A 16,360-nucleotide genomic window follows, 5' to 3' on the forward strand; every position below is an offset into this window, starting at 1 on the left:
AGCTACGGCCTGTCTCCAAGGCTGAACGGACGGCATGGGACCGTGATGGCAGGATGCACCAAAAAGTAACCATGATGGCCTAGCGTCCCGCCATGCGTATCGCCACCATTACCAACTGGGCCTACGGCGCAACCGTGTGCCTCACCATCGCAGCCGGCGTGACCATGGTGCTTGCCTCCAACGCCGACGGAGTGGAGCGCGCGGCGGTGCACCAGCGCGACTTGTTCGACCAGTTGACCTTCGAGGTCGAGAACGACCTGGCGGAACTCACCGACCAGGCGCGGCTGGCGGCGGTGACCGACGATCCCAGCCACGCCATCGCCTATCAGCGGACGCTGTCGACGCTCGGCTCGGTGGAGCATCGCATTGCGAAACTGAAGGACGCTGGCGCCGGCCGCCTGGAATTGCGCTCGCTGGAAGAGGGGCTGCGCTGGGCAAAGACGCTGGAGGACGAGCAGCAGGCCGCCATCGCGGCGACTCGGCGCGGAGACGACGCGACTGCCCGGGCCATCGTATTCGGGCCGGAATACGAGCGCGAGGTGGAACGAGTACGCTTCCTGATCGGCCGCTTCCGCTACATGCTCGACCAGCGGTCCGACGACGCCATCGAGCGCGCCAGCCAGGCTTCGCAGCGGTTGCGCTCGGTGTCCGAGGTCATGGTCGGGATCACCGCGCTCCTGTTCCTTCTGGTCCTCGGCTTCATCCTCAAGCGGCGGATCCTGCGCCCCGTCATGACCCTGAGCGATGTCGTCAACCGCCTCGCCGACCAGGACTACACGGTAGAGACGCCATCCTTCTCGCAAGTCGACGAGATCGGCGACATGGCCCAGGCGATTCGCATCTTCCGCGAGAACGGGCTGGAACGCCAGCGCCTGGAACGCGAGCGCGACGCCGACTGGGCAGTCCGCGACCTGCTGGCGCGCATGACCCAGCGCCTGCAAGGCTGCGAGAGCGTGAGCGACCTGTTCGCAGTCGTGCGCCTGTTCGCCCCCGAAATCGCGCCTAACCTGGCGGGGCGGCTCTACACGCTCGACAACCGCATGAAGCTGATGGTCTGCGCGGCCGAATGGCCGGGAGCGCAGGGACGCGGCCCGCAGGGCACCGACGCCGCCTTCGGCCCGGACGACTGCTGGGCGCTGCGGCGCGGGCAGGTCCATGCGCCGGGAGGCGAGATGGTCGACGTGCCCTGCCGCCACGTCGCCCCGCCGGCGGCGCAGGCGACGATCTGCGTGCCGCTGACCGCGCAAGGCGAGACGATCGGCCTGCTGGTGCTCGAGAACCTCGAAGTCGACCATGGCCCGGACGAATCCGCCAGCGTCTACATCGAACTGATGTCGGAGACCGTCGGGCTCGCGCTCGCCAACCTCAATCTGCGCGACGCGCTGCACGAGAAGGCCTTGTTCGATCCCCTGACCGGCCTGCGTAATCGTCACGAACTCGACGATACGCTGCGCCGGCTGGTCGCTACCGCCGATGCGGGCGGCGCACCGATCGCTTGCCTCATGATGGACATCGATCACTTCAAACGCCTCAACGATTGCTTCGGCCACGATGCGGGCGACCTCGTCATCCGCACGGTTGCCGCCGTTTTCGCTGGCGGCGCGCGCGAGGACGACGTGGCGCTGCGCTACGGCGGCGAGGAATTCCTCATGCTGATGCCCGGAGCCGACGAGGCGCTGGCGCTCGAACGCGCCGAGCGCATCCGCGAGCGCGTCTCCGGTCTCGAACTGCTGCACGAAGGGGTGCCGCTCGGCCAGATCACGGTTTCACTGGGGCTGGCTGTCTATCCCCATCACGGACCGATTCCGGCCCTGATTACGACCGCAGACGCCGCGCTGTTGCGCGCAAAGGAAGGCGGCCGCGACCGCGTGGTCGTCGCCGCCCAGCGACGCCGCGACGTTGCTTCCGGCTAGGGTCCGTCCGCTTGCGGACGCGGTGCCGGCCCGGCTCTAGGCCGGTTCCGACGGAAAGTTCTCGACCAGGAAATCCATCGCCACCCTTGCGCGCATGGGCAGGCGCATGCCGCGAAATCCATGCGTGGCCATGATCGTGAGCGGCGCTACGCGGACCTGGGGAAGCACCTGTACGGCCAGCCCGCGCGACAGGTCTTCCTCCACCTGGATGCGCGGCAAAAGGGCGATTCCCAGCCCCCCGCGCATGGCCCGCAACACCGCCTCGCTGGTATTGGCACGCAGGAAACCGGTTACGCGCATTTCGCGCCCGTCGATCGGCCACGGCTCGGCGCGCGCTGCATAGCCGTAAGTCAGGCACTGGTGCGCACCGAGATCATCGGTGGTCGCCGGTACGCCATGAGCCTCCACATATGCGGGTGCGGCGACGAGGATGCGGGGAATTTCGCCCAGCACGACCGCAGGCGCGCGCCCCTCGGTTGCCCCGACGGTCAGCCACAAGTCCAGCCCGCGGTCGTCCGCCACGTCGCGCCAGTCGGCGAACAGCAGTTCCACCAGCAGATCGGGATGCTGCTGGCGCAGGCGCTCCAGCCGCTGCGCATAATGCAGGCCGAGCGCCGTCGTCACGCCGATGCGCACCAGCCCGCGCGCCGCCACCGTTCCGGCAAGCTCCGCCTCCGCTTGGCCGACCTGGTCGAGGATCGCGAGCGCGTGCTCGACCAGCCGCTCGCCGTCGCGGGTCAAGGTGAGTCGACGCGTCGAGCGCTGGAACAGCCGAACCCCGAAGTGCGCCTCCAGTTCGTCGATCGCGCGCGCTATGGTGGTGTGACTCAGGTTCTGCCGGCGTGCGAGGGCGGAAAAGCTGCCCTCCTCGCTCAGGCGTACGAACAGCCGCAGGGATCGGACGAAGTCGGTCATCTGAACGCATGTAGCACAAGTGATGCACTCATTTGGCCTATTGTCTTCATTCCCGCACGGTTCGATGGATGCGGCGCGGCTCCCAGAAGGCCCGAAGATCGAGAGGACCCCCATGACAGATCGTATCGCCCGTGCAGACCTGCGCTCCAAGGTGATGTCGGCGCAGGATGCCGCCGCCCTGATCGGCCACGGCCAGACCGTGGGCATGAGCGGCTTCACCGGCTCCGGCTATCCCAAGGCCGTGCCGATGGCGCTGGCGGAGCGGATCGAGGCGGAGCACGCCGCCGGGCGGCCGATGCGCGTCAAGGTGTGGACCGGCGCCTCGACCGGCCCCGAACTGGACGGCGCGCTGGCCAAGGCGGACGGCATCGAACTGCGCCTGCCCTACAATTCCGACCCCATCGCACGCGAACGGATCAACAAGGGCGAGATGGACTATCTCGACATGCACCTGAGCCAGGTGGCGCCGATGGCCTGGCAGGGGTTCCTGGGAGCGCTCGACGTCGCGGTGGTCGAAGTGACCGCGATCCGGCCCGACGGTTCGCTGGTGCCCTCCTCGTCGGTCGGCAACAACAAGACCTGGCTCGATCGCGCCGACGCGGTCATCCTCGAGGTCAATTCGTGGCAGAACCCCGCGCTGGAGGGCATGCACGACATCTACTACGGCACCGCGCTTCCGCCGCATCGCGTGCCGATCCCGCTGGTCCGACCCGACGACCGCATCGGCCAGGCGACGCTGCGCTGCGATCCCGCCAAGATCGTCGCCATCGTCGAGACCGACGCGCCCGACCGCAACCTGCCCTTCACCGCACCCGACGCCAGCGCGCTGGCGATCGCGGGGAACATCATCGAGTTCCTCAGCCACGAGGTCGCCCAGGGCCGGTTGCCCGCGTCGCTGCTGCCGCTGCAGTCGGGCGTGGGCAATATCGCCAACGCCGTGCTGACCGGGCTTGTCGACGGCCCATTCCACGACCTGACCGCCTATACCGAAGTGATCCAGGACGGCATGCTCGACCTGATCGACGCGGGCCGCCTGCGCATGGCCTCGGCCACTGCGTTTTCGCTGAGCCCCGAGGCGGCGGAGCGGATCAATGCCGAGATGCACCGCTACGCCAGCCGCATGATCCTGCGCCCGCAGGAGATCAGCAACCACCCCGAACTGATCCGGCGCCTTGGCTGCATCGCCATGAACGGGCTGATCGAAGCCGACATCTACGGCAACGTCAACTCGACCTGCGTGATGGGCAGCCGCATCCAGAACGGCATCGGCGGCTCGGGCGATTTCGCGCGCAACGCCTACGTCTCGATCTTCATGACCCCCTCGATCGCCAAGGGCGGCGCGATCTCGGCGATCGTCCCGCAGGCGGCACACGTCGATCACATCATGCAGGACGTGGCGGTGCTCGTCACCGAACGGGGCCTCGCCGATCTGCGCGGCCTGCCCCCGCGCAAGCGCGCCGCGCTGGTGATCGAGAATTGCGCGCACCCGCTCTACCGCGATGCACTGCGGGACTATTACGACCGCGCCTATCACGGGTCCTACGGCAAGCATGCTCCCTCGCTGCCCAGCGAGGCGCTGTCGTGGCACCAGCGGTTTATCGACACGGGCACGATGCTGCCGGGGTGACGCCGGGCAGCCTTGTCCCGGGGTCGCCCCCGGGGCGCAGCGTTGACGGCGCCCATTGCGAGGCAACGCCTGAAGTACATCCCCCAGGTCCCGCATCAAGTCAGGGACGACGAGACTACACCTGCCGCAAATGACGGCCCCGTCACACTGGACTCAACGCATGGCCGAACCTATATACCGGTCGGTATGAAATGCTCGGCACCCTCTGAGGTCGCGACCGCGACCCGCGGCCGCCCCCGCGAATTCGATCCCGACGAAGCCCTTGCGGCCGCGCTTCGGGTATTCTGGACTCGCGGCTATGAGGGCGCCTCAATGGCCGAGCTGACCGAGGCCATGGGCATCACCAAACCCAGCCTCTACGCCTGTTTCGGCAACAAGGAGGCCTTGTTCCGCAAGGCGCTCGACCTCTACGAGCGCGACAAGCTCGACTATATCGGCAAGGCGCTCGAGGCTCCCACCGCGCGTGGCGTGGCGGAGCGTTTGCTCAATGGAGCCTTGGCGACTCACTGCGGATCGAACGACCCCCACGGATGCCTCGGCGTCATCAGTTCGGTCGCCTGCACCAACGAAGTGGATTCGATCCGCGAACATGTCATCGCCCGGCGCGTCTCATCCGAGGCCGCGCTCGTCGAACGCTTCGAGCGCGCGACGGCGGAGGGCGACCTTCCCGGCGGTGTCGATCCCAAGTCCCTCGCCAGTTGCCTGACCACCGTGCTTCAGGGCCTGTCAGTCAAGGCGCAGGGCTGCGCCTGCCCGACCGAGCTTCAGGGCACTGTCGACGCCTTCCTCGCAATCTGGCCCAGCAAGTGACGGCTCCGTCTTCCCGGACCTGACCCGGGGCGACGATATGCCATCGGCGGCATCTTCGCACTTGCGGAAAATTTTTCGTTCAACTGGCGTTCAGCCCTTGAAAAGCGCTTCCCAGACCTAATTTACCGGTCGGTACAGAAAGCCGCTTGACCTAAACCCACGCTGAATATATACCGCTTGGTATAGAAAGAAGCCACCTGACTCGCCGCCAAAACGGCATCGGATGGTCTCCCGCGACCGACGACCCTTACCGGCCGGCGATCGCAGCCGCACACCTTAGCAGGTAGCGGCACCATGAAAGCAACTGGCTGTCGCCCGTCCGGACATGCGTGTCCGGCGTCGGTCGACTGCATCCGAATCCTTCCGGCTGCCCCGAGCCGGAAGTCGCCCCGGCGTGCGCCCCCCCCCCCCCCGTCCCGGGCGTGCGCCGGGGCATACACTCAGGAAGGAGCACGAGACATGGCCTTCATCGACTTCGCCGATGCCGCGCACCAGATGGTCCCCGCCGTCAGCAAGACCGCCGCGCCCAGCGCCGCGGCTCCCCTTTCCGCGCTCGAACGGCGCATCGTCGCCCTCGCCCGTCACGACGGCCTCGATACGCTGCGCCCCCGGCGCAAGCGGGGCTGGCTGGCCCGGCTGATTCTGGGCCCGACGCCGCCTTCCGCCATGCTTGCCAACGAGCAGCTCGAAGCGCTGCGCCGTCTCGCGGTGCGCGCCTGGCAGCAGGGCTACACTCTTCCCGTCTCGGCGCTGAAGGAGGCCCGCGCGGCCGGCTACAGCGAAACCAAGATCGGTGCCGTCATCGACACCATCAACCAGTCCCGCACCCCTTTCCGAAGGCTTGCCGCATGAATCTCGCCACCTCCCTCGAAATCCCGTCCGAGTACGCTCGCGACACCCAGGTCCGCACCGTGGACGCCACGCGACCCTCGCGCCGGATGCCCATGGCGATCGGTGCGCTGGCGCTGGTCGCCGTCGCCGGGCTCGGCTGGAAGTTCCTCGCCGCACCCGAACCCGCCAGCGCGCTGCCGCCCGCGGCGGTAGTGCAGGTCGCCCAGCCGCTGGTGCGAGAAGTCAACCAGTGGGACGACTACGTCGGCCGCTTCGCTCCCAGCAAGACGGTCGAGGTACGCCCGCGCGTCTCGGGCGCGATCACGCAGATCCTGTTCAAGGACGGCGACTACGTGCAAGCCGGACAGGCGCTGTTCGTGGTCGACCAGCGCCCGTACCGCGCCGCGCTCGCCGAAGCGCAGGCCGACGCGGCATCGGCCAGTGCCGCCCTGTCGCTCGCCCGCTCCGACTACAGCCGCGTCGCCGGGCTCTCCGGGGACGAGGCGATGGCCGCCAGCGAGGTCGACCAGCGCCGCTCGCGGGTGCGCGCCGCCGAAGCGGCGCTCGCCGCCGCGCAGGCGCGCGTGCGCACCCGCGCGCTGGACGTCGAGTTCGCCACCGTGCGCGCGCCGATCTCGGGCCGCGTGTCCGACCGCCGCGTCGATGCGGGCAACCTCGTCTCGGGCGACAACGGCGCCAATGCGACGCTGCTGACGACGATCAACTCCGTCGATCCGATCTACTTCACCTTCGACGCGTCGGAATCGCTGTTCCTCAAGACCCAGCGCGATCGCGCCGACAATGCCGCGGCAGGAGCCATCGAAGTGCGCCTGCAGGACGAGGCGGACTATCGCTGGAAGGGCCGCCTGGACTTCACCGACAACGGGCTCGACCCGCGGTCGGGCACGATCCGGGTGCGCGCCAGCCTTGCCAATCCGAACGGGTTCCTGACGCCGGGCATGTTCGGCAACATGCGTCTTGCCAGCGGCGGTACGACCAAGGCCATGCTGGTGCCCGACGCGGCCGTGCGGTCGGACCAGACTCGCAAGGTCGTGATGATCGTGGGCAAGGACGGCACCGTCGCCAGCCGCCCGGTCGAACTGGGCCCGCTGGTGGGCGACTTGCGTGTGGTGCGCAACGGCTTGCGACCAGGCGACGCGGTCGTTGTCTCGAACTACCAGGCGGCGATCGCCGGCAGCCACGTCCAGACCAAGCCAGGCAGGATCACGGCCGACGCCAAGGTGGGCCAGGCACAGGCACCGGTCGAGCAGTCGGCGGCTCAGGCGACACTGGCGAACTGATAAAGATCGTCGTCCCGGCGAAGGCCGGGGCCGTGGGCGATACGTCGGGCGATAGCTCGGGTTGAGCCACCGCCGCACAGCGCGGCCCCAGCCGAAAGCAGGGCGCGGCGCTGGCCACGGTCCCGGATCAGGTCCGGGACGACGCAACAATCCAATCTCCCCCCGCGCCAACCGGCGCGCCGGAACGCCTGCGCGTGGCCCTGCCGCACGCCCGCCCCGACGCGCGCCTTCAAGGGCCACTTCCATGCGACTATCCCGCTTCTTCATCGACCGCCCGATCTTCGCGGGCGTCATCGCCGTCATCATCACCGTGATCGGCGCCTTCGCCTTCATCGGCCTGCCGATCAGCCAGTATCCCGACGTCGTACCGCCCACCGTCTCCGTGACCGCCCAGTACCCGGGCGCCTCGGCCGAGACCGTAGCCGACACCGTCGCCTCTCCGATCGAACAGGAGATCAACGGCGTCGACGATATGCTCTACATGGACTCGCAGTCCACCGGCGACGGCAAGGTCACGATCACCGTCACCTTCAAGATCGGCACCGACCTCGATGCCGCGCAAGTGCTGGTGCAGAACCGCGTCGCGGTCGCCACCCCGCGCCTGCCCGAAGAAGTGCAGCGCATGGGCGTGGTCACCAAGAAAGCCTCGCCCGACTTCCTGATGGTGGTCAACCTCCAGTCGCCCGACGGCACCTATGACCGCGACTACCTGTCGAACTACGCGCTCACCCAGGTCAAGGACCGGCTGGCACGCATCGAAGGCGTGGGCGACGTGGTGCTCTACGGCGCGCGCGATTACGGCATGCGTATCTGGATCGACCCGGGCCGCGCCGCGCAGATGAACCTCACCGCCGGCGAGATCGTCGCGGCGCTGCGCGCCCAGAATGTCCAAGTCTCGGCTGGCGCCATCGGCGCGCCGCCGTTCGACAAGGGCAACGCGTACCAGGTCGGCGTCGAGCTGCAGGGCCGTCTCGCCGATCCGCAGCAGTTCTCGGACGTCGTGATCCGCACTGATGCCGACGGCCATCAGGTCCGCGTGCGCGACGTCGCCCGCGTGGAACTGGGCGCGCAGGACTACAACACCAACACCTACCTTTCGGGCAAGCCCACCGTCGTCATGGCGGTGATGCAGCGCCCCGGCTCCAACGCGCTAGGCACCGCCAAGCTGATCCGCTCCGAGATGGACATGCTCCAGGCCAAGTTCCCCAAGGGCCTGGAATACTCGGTGATCTACAATCCCACCGAGTTCATCGGCCAGTCGATCGACGCGGTCTACCACACGCTGTTCGAGGCGGTGATCCTCGTCGTCCTGGTCATCCTGGTGTTCCTCCAGAACTGGCGCGCCGCGATAATCCCGATCATCGCCATCCCCGTCTCGCTGATCGGCACCGCCGTGATGCTGGCCGCGGTCGGCTACTCGCTCAACAACCTCTCGCTGTTCGGCCTCGTGCTGGCGATCGGCATCGTCGTCGACGATGCGATCGTCGTGGTCGAGAACGTGGAACGCTACATCGAGGAGGGGCTGACCCCGCTCGAAGCCGCCCGCCGCTCGATGGACGAGGTCTCGGGCGCGCTCGTCGCCATCGTCCTGGTGCTCTGTGCGGTATTCGTGCCGACGCTGTTCATCGACGGGATCTCGGGCGCCTTCTACCAGCAGTTCGCCGTCACCATCTCGACCGCGACGGTCCTCTCGCTGATCCTTTCGCTAACCCTCTCGCCCGCGATGGCCGCGATCCTGCTGCGCCACCGCGAACGCGTGGCCGACGACGCCCCGCGCTGGCGCCGCGTGCTGCAATCGGCGAGCGACCGCTTCAATCGCGGCTTCGACCGCATGAGCGACGGCTATGCCCGCCTCACCGGCCGCCTCGTCGTCCTGCCTGCACGCATGATGGCGATCTACGGAGCGCTCATCGCCGCCACCGTGGGCCTGTTCTGGGCGACGCCGACCGGCTTCGTTCCGCAGCAGGACCAGGGCTACTTCCTCGCCGCCATCTTCCTGCCCTCGGGCGCCTCGCTCGAGCGGACGGACAAGGTGACACAGGAAGTCGCCAGGAAGCTGCTTCCGATCACCGGCATTCGCGGCGCGGTGATGTTCGCCGGTCTCCACGGCCCGTCACGCACCGCATCACCGGATTCGGCCGCCATCTACTTCCCGTTCAAGAGCTTCGAGGAGCGCAAGAAGCTGGGTGTCACCTATGCCGACATCATGGCCAAGGCGGGTGAGGCGATCAAAGGCTACGACAAGGCGACGATCTACCTGCTGCCGCCGCCGACCATCAACGGCATCGTCCCCGCCGGCGGCTACCGCATGATGGTGGAGGACAACGAAGGCCGCGGCTATGGCGAGCTTGCCAAGGCCACCGGCGGCATGATCGCCAAGGCCAACGAGGCGAAGGGTCTGGCACAGGTCTACACCCTGTTCGACCAGAACGTGCCGCGCGTCTTCGCCGACGTCGACCGCCGCAAGGCCGACCTGCTCGGCGTGCCGCCCGAGCGCGTCTTCGAGGCCCTGCAGGTCTATCTCGGCTCATCGTTCGTCAACGACTTCAACCTGCTGGGCCGCACCTACCGGGTCACCGCGCAGGCCGACCAGGGCAGCCGCGGCTCCATCTCGGACATCGCCAACCTCAAGACCCGCTCCAACTCCGGCGCGATGGTGCCGATCGGCTCGGTCGCCACCTTCCAGGACAAGACCGGACCCTACCGCGTGGTGCGCTACAACCTGCACCCGGCGATCGAGGTCGACGGCAACGTCGCCCCCGGCTACTCGACCGGACAGGCGCTCTCGACCATGGAAAACGTCGCCGAAGCCAACCTGCCCGCCGGCTACAGCCACGAATGGACGGGTATCGCCTACCAGCAGACCACCGCCGGCAACACTGCGGGCGTCGTCTTCGGCATGGCGGTGCTGTTCGTCTTCCTCGTGCTGGCCGCGCAGTACGAAAGCCTGACGCTGCCGCTGGCGATCGTCCTGATCGTGCCGATGTGCCTGTTCGCCGCCATGCTGGGCGTGAACTTCCGGGGCATGGACAATAATATCCTCACCCAGATCGGCCTCGTCGTGCTGATCGCGCTGGCGGCCAAGAACGCGATCCTCGTGGTCGAGTTCGCCAAGCAGGCCGAGGAGGAACGCGGCATGTCGCCGGTGGAGGCAGCGATCTACGCCGCGCGCACCCGCTTGCGCCCGATCCTGATGACCAGCTTCGCGTTCATCCTCGGCGCCGTGCCGCTGGTGATCGCGCAGGGCGCCGGCGCCGAACTGCGCCAGGCGCTGGGAACGGCAGTGTTCTTCGGGATGACCGGCGTCACCGGCTTCGGGCTGCTGTTCACGCCGACCTTCTACGTCGTGTGCCGCAACCTGGGCGACAAGCTGGCCCGCCGCCGGGGCAAGCCCACCCCGGATCACGGCCATGGCCACGCACTGCAGCCGGCGGAATGAGCCTGTCGAAGCAAGCCCCCGTCCACTCCGTCCGTAGCGGCGGAAGCAAAGGACAATTCGAGATGATGAAGCATACCCCCGCCTTCACCTTCGGCGCGGCCCTCCTCGCCGCCACCGCCCTCTCCGCCTGTGCGGTCGGGCCCGACCATGTCGCCCCCGCCCCGCCGGCCTCGGCGATGGCGCCCTTCGTCGGCGTGCAGTCGGCCGAAGTCACCACCGCCGCTCCCGACGACCACTGGTGGCGCCTGTATCACGACCCGGTGCTCGACAGCCTCGTCGCCGATGCGCTGGCCGCCAACACCGACGTGCGCGTGGCCCTCGCGCGGATCGAGCGGGCCCGGCCCTCGCTGCGCGGATCGAAGTCGGACGCGTTGCCGCAGACCTCGTTCTCGGCTTCCGGGACCTATGGCCGGGTCTCCGAAAGCCAGGTCCTGCCGGGCTACGACCGCGAAGGGCGCCGCGTCGACGGCGGCCTTTCGGTGGGTTACGAACTGGACCTGTTCGGCCGGGTGAAGCGTGGCATCGAAGCCTCGCGCGCCGACCTCGACGCCGCGCGCGAGGATGCCGACGCCGTCCGCGTGACGGTGGTGGCCGACACCGTGCGCGCCTATGTCGACGCGACCAGCGCGGGCGAGCAGATCGAGGTCGCCGAACACACCGTCGACCTGCTCTCCACCTCCGAGCGGATCACCAATGCCCGCTTCGAGCGCGGCCTCAACCAGAAGCTCGACGTGCTGCGCGTGACCCAGCTTCGCGAGGCGCAGGCGGCCGCGATCCCGACGCTGGAGGCCCGCCGCGATGCCGCGCTGTTCCGCCTCGCCGTGCTCACCGGCCGCACGCCGCAGGACCTGCCCGAGGCGGTGATCGCGCGCACTACGACCCCCGACGTCGGCCGGCCGATCCCGGTGGGCGACGGCGCCACCCTGCTCGCCCGCCGCCCCGACGTGAAGGCGGCCGAGCGCCGCCTTGCCGCCGACACCGCGCGCATCGGCGTGGCGACGGCGGACCTCTATCCGAAGATCACGCTGGGTGGCTCGATCGGCACTACAGCGGTCGGCGCCACCGAGGTGTTCGGCGGCGGCCCCTTGCGCTGGCTGCTGGGGCCGATGATCTCCTGGGCCTTCCCCAACCAGGAAGCGATCCGCGCCCGCATCGGGGGCGCACGAGCCGACGCCAAGGCCGACCTCGCGACGTTCGACGGCACGGTCCTGCGCGCGCTGGGCGAGACTGAAACCGCGCTTTCGGCCTACCGCAACGCCCTGCTGCGCAAGGACCGCCTCGCCGCCTCGCGCGATGCCGCCAACCGCGCCGCCAACGTCGGCCTTGCCCGGCAGAACCGGGGCGAGATCGATTCGCTGGCGGTACTGGATGCACAGCGCACGCTGGCGCAGGCCGAAGCCGATTCCGCTGCCGCCACCCGCGACGTGGCCTTCGCGCAAGTCGACCTGTTCCGCGCGCTGGGCGGGACGTGGGAGTGACGTAAAGTCCACCCAACCACCCCGTTACCCTGGACTCGTTGCAGGGTGGCGGGGTGTGTCATAGCTTTCGCGCCCGATTGCCCATCACTCTGCCCCCAAGGCGGAAAACTGTCGATATTTGTATACTTCGCCGGATGCTCTCGGGCTCGAAGTGCGATAACGATGGAGCAGGTGGCACGAACAGGGAGGCAGTTTTGTCGAAAGCCAGCGACCAGGCCTATCTCGAGCTGCGCGGGCGCATCCTTTCAGGCGACCTCGCGCCCGGCACCCAGCTCAAGGAAGAGGAGCTGGCGACGATCTGCGGCGTCTCTAGAACCCCGGTGCGCGACGCGATCCGCCGGCTGGAGACCGAACTGTTCGTGCGCCGCACCGACAGCCAGCGCTCGTTCGTCGCCGAATGGACGCTGGAAGACATCGAGGAAGTCTTCACCTTGCGCGGGATGCTGGAAGGCTATGCCGTGCGCCGCGCCGCGCTGCGCGCCGACAAGGCGCAAGTTGCAAGGCTGAAGGCCATCAACGAGGACTTGCGCGAGGTGCTTGCTGCCGCCACGCTCGACGTCCAGGCCTATCTCGCCTGCAACGCCCGATTCCACTCGCTGATCCTCGAGATCGCCGCCTCCGACCGCCTGGCGGCGCTGCTTGGCCGGCTGGTGATGCAGCCGGTCGTCCAGCAGACCGCGATGGCCTACAGCCGCGAGCAGCTGGGCCGCAGCTACAGCGAGCATACCGAGATCACTGCCGCACTGGCGCAGGGCGATCCCGACTGGGCCGAAGCCCTGATGATCGCCCACATCCGCCGCGCCCTCCACGCCCGGCTCAAGCCGGCGGAAGGCTGAGAGAGCGGGTCGGGCCGCCGCGCCTCGGTGGCCCACGGCAAGCCATCGACTCAAGTATACCCCGTGGTCCCGGGTCGAGCCCGGGATCACGGTGGGCTTCAGATCGCCTGGCGCGAGCACAAATCGGCTATGTCCTCCGCCGACAGGCCGAGCAGGTCGCCGTAGACTTCGGCGTTGTCCTGCCCGATCTCCAGTGGAGCGCGGCGACGGACCGACGAGGGCGTGTCGGACAGCTTGGGGAAGGCGTTCTGCATCTGGAACTTGCCCCAGCGCGGATGGTCGACCTCGACCAGCGCCTCGCGGGCGGCAAAATGCGGATCGGCAAGCATTTCGGGCGCCCGGAAGATCTTGCCGGCGGGGACCGAGAACTCGATCATCTTCGCTTCGAGTTCCTCGACCGTCAGCGTGCGAGTCCACTGGGCGATGATCTCGTCCAGTTCGCGCAAGTTGTTGCCGCGCGCGACGTGGGTGGCATAGCGTTCGTCGGTTGCGAGGTCGGGGCGGCCCATCGCATCGCACAGGCGACGGAACACCGCGTCTTGGTTGGCGCCGATGAGGTATTCGCCGTCGCTGGTGGGATAGACGTTCGAGGGCGAGACGCCTTCGAGGATCGAGCCGGTGCGCTGGCGGATGTGCTCGGAGACCATGTACTCGGGCACCAGGCTCTCCATCACCTGCAGCACGGCCTCGTAGAGCGCGCTGTCGACGACCTGGCCCTTGCCGGTGCGCTCGCGGGCGTGGAGCGCGGCAAGCGCGCCCATGCAGCCGTAGGTCGCGGCCAGGCTGTCGCCGATCGAGACGCCCATGCGCGAAGGCGCGCGGTCGGGATCGCCGACGATGTAGCGCCAGCCGCCCATCGCCTCGCCGATGCCGCCGAAGCCGGCGCGGGTGGAGTAAGGCCCGGTCTGCCCGTAGCCGGACACGCGCACGATGATGAGGCGCGGGTTGATCTCGTGCAGGACGTCGGGACCCAGGCCCCACTTCTCCATCGTGCCGGGCTTGAAGTTCTCGATCAGGATGTCGGCATGGGCGACGAGCTTGCGCACGATCTCCTGGCCCTCGGCGATGCGCAGATTGACGCTGACCGACTTCTTGTTGCGCGCGACGACTTCCCACCACAGCTTGGCCTCGCCGTGGCCCCAGTTGCGCATCGGATCGCCGCCGCCTTTGCCGTCGACCTGCGGCGGTTCGACCTTGATGACTTCGGCGCCCATGTCGCCCAGCAACTGGCCGCAGAACGGCCCCGCGATGAGCTGGCCCAGTTCGAGCACGCGGATTCCAGCCAGCGCTCCTTCATTCGTCATTCGATAGTCTTCCTGCAGATTTGCCATTCCGGCTCAAATTACCATTTGGGCTGGCGCGGCGCGTCCAGGCCCGTTTCGGCGAGGCACGAGGCCCGCAGGTCCTCGATCGTCCCGCCATGGTTGAAGGTCGGCAGTGGACCGGTGCGCGCAGCAGTCATCTCTGCGCGCAGTGCCTGGGTGCCATCGGCATCGACCCCGCCCGCGCCGTCGATCACCACGCCATAGGCGCGCGCACCTTCCACCGTGACGAGGCCCTGGCCGATCTCCTTGGCGACAAGCGCCGGATCGCGCTCCAGCGGGTCGCCCCAGCCGCCGCCACCCCAGGTGATGAAGTGAAGGATGTCGTCGGCTTCGACCGCGAGTTGCTCCAGCTTGTTGGCGACGATGACCTGGGTGCCGTCGGCCTTTTCCAGGATCTTGCGCGCCCGGCCGCCCGGATCGCCACCGTTGACACCCCAGGGCTTGGTGAACCAGCGGTCGTCGTGGATGGCGATGGTGCCCGGTTCGAGGAACCGGTAGCTCATGCGGATGCCGTTGCCGCCGCGATGGAGGCCAGCGCCGCCGCTGTCGGGCTCGGTCTCGTAGCGCTCGATCACCAGCGGGAAGTAGCGTTCGAGGAACTCGTTGGGGACGTTGGTGAAGCCCGGCCACAGCGAATGCCCGTCGGGTCCGTCGCCCAGCGGCCGACCCGGAATGCCGCCGAAGCCGATCTGGAAGAGCTGGAACCACTCGCCCGCCTTGTCGGTGCCGGCATAGAACAAGTGCGGGCTCGACGAGAAGCCGGCGGCGTTGAGGAATTCCGGCGTCTTCTGGCCAAGCAACCCGCCCAGGATGTCGAAGATGCGGCCCAGCGCATGGGTGCGACCCGAGAGCGCGGCGGGATAGTTCGGCTTGAGGAGCGAACCTTGCGGAATGCGCACCTCGATCAGGTCGTAGAACCCGTCGTTGAACAGGATCTGGGGGTCGAAGACCATGATCATGTAGATGCCGAAGAACATCTTGAACATGTTCTCGTTGAGGTAGAAATTGATCGAGGCAGGGCTCTGCGGATCGGTCCCCTGGAAATCGAGGATCACCTTGTCGCCCTCGCGCCACATCGTGCATTCGATGCGGTAGGGGCCGAAGCCCATGCCGTCGTCGCAGATGTAGTCGGTGAAGCCGACCTTCTCCTCGCTGACCGCACTCGAGAGCAGATGCTTCATCGCGCGGTAGTTGCGCGCCAGCAGCTCATTCGTGGCGGACACGTACGTATCTACCCCGAAGCGCGTCGCCATCTCCAGGATGCGGCGCGAGGCGACACGGCACGATGCGATCAGCGCGTTGAGGTCGGCCGCGCACCAGTCCGGCTTGCGCGACTGGTGAAGCACCAGCTTGACGAGGTCGTCGTTGTACTCGCCCTTGCGGTAGATCTTCACCGGCGGGATGCGCACACCTTCCTCGAAGATCGAGTGGGCGTCGATCGGCATCGAGCCGGGGACTTTGCCGCCGATGTCGGACTGGTGCCCGAACATCGACGTGTAGGCGAGCAGCCGGCCGTCTCGGTAGACCGGCATCAGCACCATCCAGTCGTTCGAATGGCTGATCGCGCCCTCGACCGAATAGGGATCGGACAGGAGGAACACGTCGCCCTCCTCCACGGTGCCGTCGTAACCCTTGAGGAAGCCGTCGATGAAGCTTCCGAACTGGCCGACGATCATGCGGCCTTCGTGGTCGGCGATCATCGGGAAGGCGTCGCCCTGCTCGCGGATGCCCGGCGACATGGCGGTGCGCACAAGTGTCGCGTCCATCTCGATGCGGGTATTGCGCAGCGCGTTCTCGATCACTTCGAGCGTGACCGGGTCGATCTCCCTGGCGGCGTAAGCCGCAGGCGTGGTCTCTATGATCCTGGCAGGCATGGCACTCGCTC

At 67.8% G+C, this 16,360-nt stretch carries 11 protein-coding genes; 8 read left to right on the forward strand and 3 right to left on the reverse strand.

Annotation, left to right across the window (positions count from 1 at the left end):
* Window positions 1-92 precede the first annotated feature (92 nt).
* On the forward strand, window positions 93-1,913 hold the full coding sequence (locus ACFFDA_RS03715; RefSeq protein WP_404478240.1) for a diguanylate cyclase: 1,821 nt from the start codon (window positions 93-95) through the stop codon (window positions 1,911-1,913).
* A 36-nt stretch (window positions 1,914-1,949) separates the two neighbouring features.
* Here the strand turns inward: ACFFDA_RS03715 and ACFFDA_RS03720 are convergent, their stop codons facing one another.
* Complete coding sequence (locus ACFFDA_RS03720; protein WP_404478241.1) at window positions 1,950-2,828, reverse strand: LysR family transcriptional regulator; 879 nt, start codon at window positions 2,826-2,828, stop codon at window positions 1,950-1,952.
* A gap of 112 nt (window positions 2,829-2,940) precedes the next feature.
* Here ACFFDA_RS03720 and ACFFDA_RS03725 point away from each other — a divergent pair, with 112 nt between their 5' ends.
* The 7 genes from ACFFDA_RS03725 to ACFFDA_RS03755 all read left to right on the forward strand — a co-directional run bounded on the left by ACFFDA_RS03725 (window position 2,941) and on the right by ACFFDA_RS03755 (window position 13,150).
* The gene (locus tag ACFFDA_RS03725; RefSeq protein WP_404478242.1) at window positions 2,941-4,455 is read left to right on the forward strand and encodes an acetyl-CoA hydrolase/transferase family protein; all 1,515 of its coding nucleotides are present in this window, start codon (window positions 2,941-2,943) and stop codon (window positions 4,453-4,455) included.
* Between the two features lie 186 nt (window positions 4,456-4,641).
* On the forward strand, window positions 4,642-5,265 hold the full coding sequence (locus ACFFDA_RS03730) for a TetR/AcrR family transcriptional regulator (protein ID WP_404478243.1): 624 nt from the start codon (window positions 4,642-4,644) through the stop codon (window positions 5,263-5,265).
* Between the two features lie 459 nt (window positions 5,266-5,724).
* Window positions 5,725-6,117 (forward strand): hypothetical protein, encoded by a 393-nt coding sequence (locus ACFFDA_RS03735; RefSeq protein ID WP_404478245.1) that lies wholly within the window; start codon window positions 5,725-5,727, stop codon window positions 6,115-6,117.
* The gene (locus tag ACFFDA_RS03740) at window positions 6,114-7,397 is read left to right on the forward strand and encodes an efflux RND transporter periplasmic adaptor subunit (RefSeq protein WP_404478246.1); all 1,284 of its coding nucleotides are present in this window, start codon (window positions 6,114-6,116) and stop codon (window positions 7,395-7,397) included. The genes ACFFDA_RS03735 and ACFFDA_RS03740 overlap by 4 nt, the downstream gene beginning before the upstream one ends.
* Before the next feature lie 244 nt (window positions 7,398-7,641).
* Window positions 7,642-10,836, forward strand: a complete 3,195-nt coding sequence (locus ACFFDA_RS03745) for an efflux RND transporter permease subunit (RefSeq protein WP_404478247.1) — start codon at window positions 7,642-7,644, stop codon at window positions 10,834-10,836.
* Window positions 10,837-10,898: 62 nt separating this feature from the next.
* Complete coding sequence (locus tag ACFFDA_RS03750; protein WP_404478248.1) at window positions 10,899-12,314, forward strand: efflux transporter outer membrane subunit; 1,416 nt, start codon at window positions 10,899-10,901, stop codon at window positions 12,312-12,314.
* Window positions 12,315-12,508: 194 nt separating this feature from the next.
* Window positions 12,509-13,150, forward strand: coding sequence for a GntR family transcriptional regulator (locus ACFFDA_RS03755; protein ID WP_404478249.1), 642 nt, complete (start codon window positions 12,509-12,511; stop codon window positions 13,148-13,150).
* A gap of 98 nt (window positions 13,151-13,248) precedes the next feature.
* Here the strand turns inward: ACFFDA_RS03755 and ACFFDA_RS03760 are convergent, their stop codons facing one another.
* Window positions 13,249-14,454 (reverse strand): CaiB/BaiF CoA transferase family protein, encoded by a 1,206-nt coding sequence (locus tag ACFFDA_RS03760; RefSeq protein ID WP_404478250.1) that lies wholly within the window; start codon window positions 14,452-14,454, stop codon window positions 13,249-13,251.
* A 38-nt stretch (window positions 14,455-14,492) separates the two neighbouring features.
* Window positions 14,493-16,349: a hydantoinase B/oxoprolinase family protein gene (locus tag ACFFDA_RS03765; RefSeq protein WP_404478251.1), complete on the reverse strand. Its 1,857-nt coding sequence runs from the start codon at window positions 16,347-16,349 to the stop codon at window positions 14,493-14,495.
* Between the last annotated feature and the right edge of the window lie 11 nt (window positions 16,350-16,360).

Origin of the sequence: Novosphingobium sp. BL-52-GroH, from assembly GCF_044813085.1 — a bacterium.
In the GTDB taxonomy this organism is placed as follows: Bacteria; Pseudomonadota; Alphaproteobacteria; order Sphingomonadales; family Sphingomonadaceae; genus Novosphingobium.

What these genes read in the sequence shown, in the direction of transcription:
- ACFFDA_RS03715 (WP_404478240.1), top strand. Translation starts at nt 93, where the DNA reads ATGCGTATCGCCACCATTACCAACTGGGCCTACGGCGCAACCGTGTGC.
- ACFFDA_RS03720 (WP_404478241.1), bottom strand. Translation starts at nt 2,828, where the DNA reads ATGACCGACTTCGTCCGATCCCTGCGGCTGTTCGTACGCCTGAGCGAG.
- ACFFDA_RS03725 (WP_404478242.1), top strand. Translation starts at nt 2,941, where the DNA reads ATGACAGATCGTATCGCCCGTGCAGACCTGCGCTCCAAGGTGATGTCG.
- ACFFDA_RS03730 (WP_404478243.1), top strand. Translation starts at nt 4,642, where the DNA reads ATGAAATGCTCGGCACCCTCTGAGGTCGCGACCGCGACCCGCGGCCGC.
- ACFFDA_RS03735 (WP_404478245.1), top strand. Translation starts at nt 5,725, where the DNA reads ATGGCCTTCATCGACTTCGCCGATGCCGCGCACCAGATGGTCCCCGCC.
- ACFFDA_RS03740 (WP_404478246.1), top strand. Translation starts at nt 6,114, where the DNA reads ATGAATCTCGCCACCTCCCTCGAAATCCCGTCCGAGTACGCTCGCGAC.
- ACFFDA_RS03745 (WP_404478247.1), top strand. Translation starts at nt 7,642, where the DNA reads ATGCGACTATCCCGCTTCTTCATCGACCGCCCGATCTTCGCGGGCGTC.
- ACFFDA_RS03750 (WP_404478248.1), top strand. Translation starts at nt 10,899, where the DNA reads ATGATGAAGCATACCCCCGCCTTCACCTTCGGCGCGGCCCTCCTCGCC.
- ACFFDA_RS03760 (WP_404478250.1), bottom strand. Translation starts at nt 14,454, where the DNA reads ATGACGAATGAAGGAGCGCTGGCTGGAATCCGCGTGCTCGAACTGGGC.
- ACFFDA_RS03765 (WP_404478251.1), bottom strand. Translation starts at nt 16,349, where the DNA reads ATGCCTGCCAGGATCATAGAGACCACGCCTGCGGCTTACGCCGCCAGG.